Origin of the sequence: Salegentibacter sp. (assembly GCF_041642575.1) — a bacterium.
Taxonomy (GTDB): domain Bacteria; phylum Bacteroidota; class Bacteroidia; order Flavobacteriales; family Flavobacteriaceae; genus Salegentibacter.
The window spans coordinates 1-5,693 of the sequence record NZ_JBEPWD010000110.1 but is presented as its reverse complement, the minus strand read 5'-3'; the positions used below and the strand labels follow the sequence as shown (position 1 = coordinate 5,693).

General features: G+C 39.7%; 7 protein-coding genes. 2 read left to right on the top strand and 5 right to left on the bottom strand.

The window, feature by feature from the left end; all coding sequences use genetic code 11:
* The first annotated feature begins 92 nt into the window (after positions 1–92).
* Positions 93–1,280 carry an acetate/propionate family kinase gene (locus ACESK1_RS11655; protein WP_372920353.1) on the top strand — a complete coding sequence of 396 codons (1,188 nt, stop codon included), beginning with the start codon at positions 93–95 and terminating at the stop codon, positions 1,278–1,280.
* 69 nt (positions 1,281–1,349) lie between these two features.
* On the opposite strand, the gene ACESK1_RS11650 is transcribed toward ACESK1_RS11655, so the two are convergent.
* The 5 genes from ACESK1_RS11650 to ACESK1_RS11630 form a co-directional block, all read right to left on the bottom strand.
* Positions 1,350–1,886, bottom strand: coding sequence for a GNAT family N-acetyltransferase (locus tag ACESK1_RS11650; RefSeq protein WP_372920352.1), 537 nt, complete (start codon positions 1,884–1,886; stop codon positions 1,350–1,352).
* A gap of 70 nt (positions 1,887–1,956) precedes the next feature.
* Positions 1,957–2,514, bottom strand: a complete 558-nt coding sequence (locus ACESK1_RS11645; RefSeq protein WP_372920351.1) for a manganese efflux pump MntP family protein — start codon at positions 2,512–2,514, stop codon at positions 1,957–1,959.
* A 151-nt stretch (positions 2,515–2,665) separates the two neighbouring features.
* Positions 2,666–3,775: a porin gene (locus ACESK1_RS11640; protein ID WP_372920350.1), complete on the bottom strand. Its 1,110-nt coding sequence runs from the start codon at positions 3,773–3,775 to the stop codon at positions 2,666–2,668.
* Between the two features lie 309 nt (positions 3,776–4,084).
* Entirely contained in the window at positions 4,085–4,408 is a 324-nt protein-coding gene (locus ACESK1_RS11635; RefSeq protein ID WP_372920349.1) for a type II toxin-antitoxin system PemK/MazF family toxin, read from the bottom strand.
* Complete coding sequence (locus ACESK1_RS11630; RefSeq protein ID WP_372920348.1) at positions 4,399–4,644, bottom strand: AbrB/MazE/SpoVT family DNA-binding domain-containing protein; 246 nt, start codon at positions 4,642–4,644, stop codon at positions 4,399–4,401. Before ACESK1_RS11630 ends, ACESK1_RS11635 begins: the two co-directional genes overlap by 10 nt.
* Positions 4,645–4,812: 168 nt before the next feature.
* On the opposite strand from ACESK1_RS11630, the gene ACESK1_RS11625 reads away from it, so the two are divergent.
* The coding region (locus ACESK1_RS11625) for an AbgT family transporter (RefSeq protein WP_372920347.1) at positions 4,813–5,693 on the top strand (881 nt) is incomplete at its 3' end.

Here is a 5,693-nt window from a genome sequence, read left to right as displayed (position 1 = left end):
TGGCATGCTGCTGGACCCAGGAATGACAATATTCAGGAATATGTTTAAATGCCTCAGCCTGATTTAAAAATTGAGGCTAAAAATATAAACAGATGAAAAATATATTAATAATAAACTCAGGGAGCTCTTCCTTAAAATTTCAACTTATAAAAATGCCCGCCGAGACAGTTTTGGCTTCCGGCATGGTGGAACGTATTGGTCTCGAGGGAGCTAAACTTCATTATAAGAGCGCAGCTAATAACGTTTCTAAGGAATTGGAAGTTCCTGATCATGCAGTTGCCCTAAAAGCAATTACGGGACTTTTAATGGATGCTGAAAAAGGAGTGATAAAAGATGCTTCGGAAATTCCTGCAATTGGGCACCGGGTTGTACATGGCGGGGATACCTTCTCAAAAACCATCATTATTGACGAAAAGGTGAAAGCCAAGATCAGGGAATATTTCTCCCTGGCTCCTTTGCATAATCCGCCCAACCTGAAAGGAATTGAGGTAGCCGAGCAATTATTTCCACAGGCAAAACAAATAGCCGTGTTTGATACCGCTTTTCACAGGACAATCCCATCCCGTGCTGCCCAGTATGCGATCCCGACCTCTTTTTATGAAGATCACAACATACAGGTGTACGGTTTTCACGGCACCAGTCATAAATATGTAACCCAACTTGCGACTGCAGAACTAAAAAAGGATAACTCAAAGATCATTAGTGTGCACCTTGGAAACGGTTGTAGTATAACCGCGGTACAGGACGGAAAAAGCATAGATCACTCCCTTGGTTTCGGACCGGTTAACGGACTCATCATGGGAACGCGAAGTGGAGATATAGACCAGTCGGTGATATTTTATATGATAGAGCAGCTGGGATATACCGCTCAGGAAGTTAGTGATGTTTTACACCATAAAAGTGGAATGTACGGCCTCACAGGCTATAGCGATCTTCGTGATATCGAAGAACAAGCTGAAAAAGGAAACCGCCAGTGCCAGCTCGCCCTGGAGATGAATGCATATCGCATTAAAAAATACATCGGTGCTTATACCGCCGCTATGAATGGGGTAGATGCCATTGTTTTTACCGCCGGAATAGGGGAGAATAGCGATGTGATTCGCGGCCTGGTTTGCCGGGATATGGATTTCTTCGGAATTAAACTCAACGAGGAAAAGAACAAGCAACGTTCAAAAGAGCTGAGGTATATAAATGCTGAAGATTCTAAAGTAAAAGTCATGGTGATCCCAACGAACGAAGAACTGGAGATCGCTCAGCAGACTCTGGAATTAATCTCTTAAAAGATCAAGTAGCAACAAACAAAAGCCCGCCGGAACTGGCGGGCTTTTAATTTTAGGCTACCGGATTATCTAATCCATTTTACTGGAATCTTTCAGTTTGGCATAGATGTCAAGACTTATGAATTTCCCGTTTTTGATTTCACAATCTTTCATGGTTCCTTCGTGTTTGAAATCAAGCTTTGCCATTGCCTTTTTACAGTTTAGATTATCGATTTCTACAAAGCCTTCTATTCTATGAAGTTCCAGTTCTCTAAAGCCATAATCACAGATTAAAGGCATTGCCTCTCTCATTATTCCCTGGCCCCAAAAATCGGGAAGTAGCCAAAGACCAATTTCAGCTTTTTTATTTTCTTTAGAGAAGTTATTCAGGCCGCCCGCTCCGAAAAAAGTTTTATTGTCGGGCGAACAAATTGCCCACCAGAATTGAGAAGGTTCAGCAAACCAGGCTATTTGCTCCTTTGTAGCTTCGAGGCTGTCAAAACTAATCCCGTAATGTTTGATCACATCGGGAGCTGAAAGTCCTGTGTAAATATTTTCTAAGTCTGTTGCAATAATATCCCTGAGAATGATTCGGGAAGTTTTAAGGGTGGGAAGTTGCATTTTCACAGATTTTCAATTTAAAATTGCCCAGGTTGGGCCTTTAATATCATTTATTTCATTAAAATCCAATTCCGGCTTATCCCGTGGGCAAGCCAAAATAATTGATTACGCCAAGAAAAATTAATATAATACCGGCAAAGACCTGCACGTACTTACCCAGAGTGATTTTTATGTATTTCCCCGTCTTAAGTCCGATAAATGTAAATGCCATAGAAAAAAATGCAATAAACAAAGCCAGTTCAAGCGGATTAACTTCTCCCAGTCCCAGGCTGAAACCCACCAGTAAATTATCCATACTTAGTCCCAAAGCTATTAAGAACAGCCCTTTTATCGATGTGATTTTTTCTATCGATTTTTCTTTTTCTTTCTTTTTTTTAAATGTTGAATAGATAGTATAGATTCCCAGGCCAATCAGTATCAGGCTGCCTAAAGCGCTGGCATATTTATCTATATAGGAACTTAAAAAATGCCCAATGAACAGCCCTACCAGAGGGATTGTAAATTCCACAAGAGTGAAAATAAGAACTATTCTCAGGTGGTGTTTGCTTGTGCCTAAAGCCCCTAAACCGAAGGCGAATGAGAGGTTGTTTGAGGCGATGACAATTCCAAGGAGTATCAGGTCAATGGTTTGCATTCATTAATATTTGGGGATGGGTTTGATCTTAAAGTTGCAATTTAGGATTTTCCCGGTTTCCGGCAGAAGAGATCAACACAGAAAAATTCGCGATAAAAATCCGTTAGCTCTCAATTATTTCTGAAGTCTATAGTTTAATAATGAAGTTATTTTAGAACAATAAAAGGGGAGCAATAACGCCCACTCTAAGTTCATTCCTGTTATAATTAGCCAGACCCAGGTTTTCCCTGGAAAAATTTGGATATTCGTAGTACCTGCCGATGTATGCCAGGAAAAACCGAAGATCAATGTTTTTAAACGGACTGTAATAAATGGTGGGGATCACTCCGTAACTCGTACTCAGGTGTTCACTTTCGGTTTTCACATTATCAAAAGCGCTACTGGTCATGAGGCTAAGTAAGGCTTGAAATTTTGGGCTAAAACTGTATTCTGCTCTTAACCAGTTTTCGATATACCTCACATCTTCGGCCACCGTCTCTTCCGCGAGAAGATTAGTCACCACGCCTTTTGTATCAACCTGTTCATAACTGTAATGAAAGTCATACATCAGGGTAAAATTATTGTTCTGGTATTTGTGACCCAAAGTGAAAAAATAGGTTCCCCTGTTTTTTACTTCATTGCCATAGCTCATGCTGTAAATGGTTTGAAATTTTCCATCAAAAAAGCTTCCGCGCCAGTTACCAACAATCGATACCGGCCAGATAGGTTCCTCTATATTTTCTGCAATTACATCGCCATACAGATCTTCATAGAGCATGGTCCGCGAGTTTAACACCTGTACCCCGAAATTGTGATCTTCTAAAGCCTGATAAGTAATTCCGGCTCCTGTGACAAATGCCAGGGCATTGCTGTAAATATCATTGTATTCCAAAACATACATCGGGCTGAACTCGTATTCATAACCGCCATAAAACGGATTCATTTTTCCAAGCCTGAGGTTAAGTAATTCACTCAGTTTAACGTCCAGGTAGGCAATTTCGATGTTGTTGCCCAAGAGGTCCAGGCTTTGTACATCGCCGCTTTTATTAAAGCGATGTCTGAATCTAAAACTAACATTTTCGTGTAATTTTCCGGCAATGCCAAGGGCGGTAAACCCATTTTGAAACTGCATCCCATTGTAATAACTATCCCCACCTCTGAATTTATACGCCCTGAATTCCACCCGCATATCGAGGGTGAAATCAATATCTTTCAGGAAACTTTCATTATCCTGGGAGAATAGCGGTTTTGCCAGGCTGTCGTTGGTTTGTGTAAACCCCATGAATGGGATTAATAAAAACACACTTACTAAAAAAGACTTGATCATAAAAAAAAAATTACGATTTGAATTTCAGTAAGATTTCGGGCAGAAATATCACTAATTGTCAGGTTTCTTTCAATAAGAAAAACTTTCTTTCTAAAGAAGCCTATTAAATTTACTAAAATTAAATTGAAGTTACCCCGATTTTTAACCGGCCTAATTCAGGAGAGTACTTTCTTGTTTGTTACCATGAAGCTTAGTGGAAGTAGAGAGGGGAAAGAGGATATTTATTGACTTAATAAGTTTAGGGTTCTGAAAATTCAAATTTTGCTAGTCTACAAATGTTTCTTTAAGTACTTCTTTACATTTTTGAATCTCAGATTTACTCAGGGAATTAAAGACTTTTACGATTCTTTGCTTATCGATTGTCCGGATTTGATCAATGGCAATCATTCCTTTTTTACCCTTGGTTTTAACCGGAATTCTTGTTGGATAATTTTTGAGATTTGTTGTCAAAGGCGCCACAACAATGGTTCTTAAATATTTGTTCATCTCATTGGGCGAAATAATTACACACGGACGGGTTTTCTTAATCTCGCTTCCAACTGTGGGGTCCAGATTGACGAGAATTATTGAATACTGACCTAATTCCATTCATCAAAATTTTCATCCTCAAAAATGTCATTTATCAAAAGTTCATCGTCATTATTATCGGCCATTTCCTTGAATTTTTCCTCCCAGTTCTTCCTTGGCGATTCTATTGGTCGCAGAATGATTTGATCCTTTTCCAGAATAAGTTCTACTTTATCTTTTATATGATATTTTTCCAGGATTGTCTTGCTTAACCTAAGTCCCTTTGAATTCCCGATCTTAATAACTGAAGCTTCCATAATTCATTATATGTGAATACAAAGTTATTACTTTTTGTTGAGTAGTGATGGAAAAGTTCCCTGAGATTTAAAAATTTAAATAGGATAACAGCTTAGCGAAAAGTTTGACTGTTTTTTTTGAATAAATTTCTATTTTAGCACTTCATTAACATATTACCTGATCTAAATATGGAAGAAGCAGTTGATTCCCCCAAAAAAGGCATTTTAAACAGAGCCCTTGATGTCGTTGAAAAAATGGGGAATAAATTACCCGACCCCGCAATTCTGTTTTTCTATTTACTCATTTTCATATGGGTTTTATCGGCAATTCTCTCTCCCTTTGATTTTGGGGAAACCCACCCGATGACCGGAGATAGCCTGAATGTCCAGAATTTGCTCACCGGAGCACAATTAGCCGAATTTCTCGCGAATATGGTAAATACCTTCGTGCTCTTTGCCCCCCTTGGAATTGTATTGGTTGCCATGCTTGGGGTTGGGGTAGCAGAACACTCCGGTTGGATTGGCGCGGGCTTAAAAAAGCTCTTAAATTTTACTCCTAAAAAATTGCTCACACCGATGCTTATTTTAATAGCCATCGTGAGTCACACCGCTGCAGATGCCGGTTATGTACTGGTGATCCCGCTGGGAGGTGTTATATTTTATGCGGCAGGGCGCCATCCATTAGCCGGAATTGCAGCCGCTTTTGCCGGGGTATCAGGAGGCTTTTCTGCTAACTTTATCCCTTCGGCTATAGATCCGCTCATTATGAGTTTCACCCTGGAGGCTGCCAGAATCCTTGATCCTGATATTAATTTAAACCCTTTGAATAACTGGTATTTTACCTCTGCTTCAACTTTATTGATTGTACTTGTGGGGTGGTGGATAACAGATAAAATAGTCGAGCCTAGGCTTTCCAATGTAAAAGTAGATGGGGATGAAGATCAAATGCCTAAGATGGAAAATGTAACATCCAGGGAAAGTAAAGCTTTCTGGATGGGACTTTTGGCTATGGTTCTTGGCCTTGTTGGTTTGTTTCTGTGGGCATATCCTGAAGATTCAGCCCTTAGAGG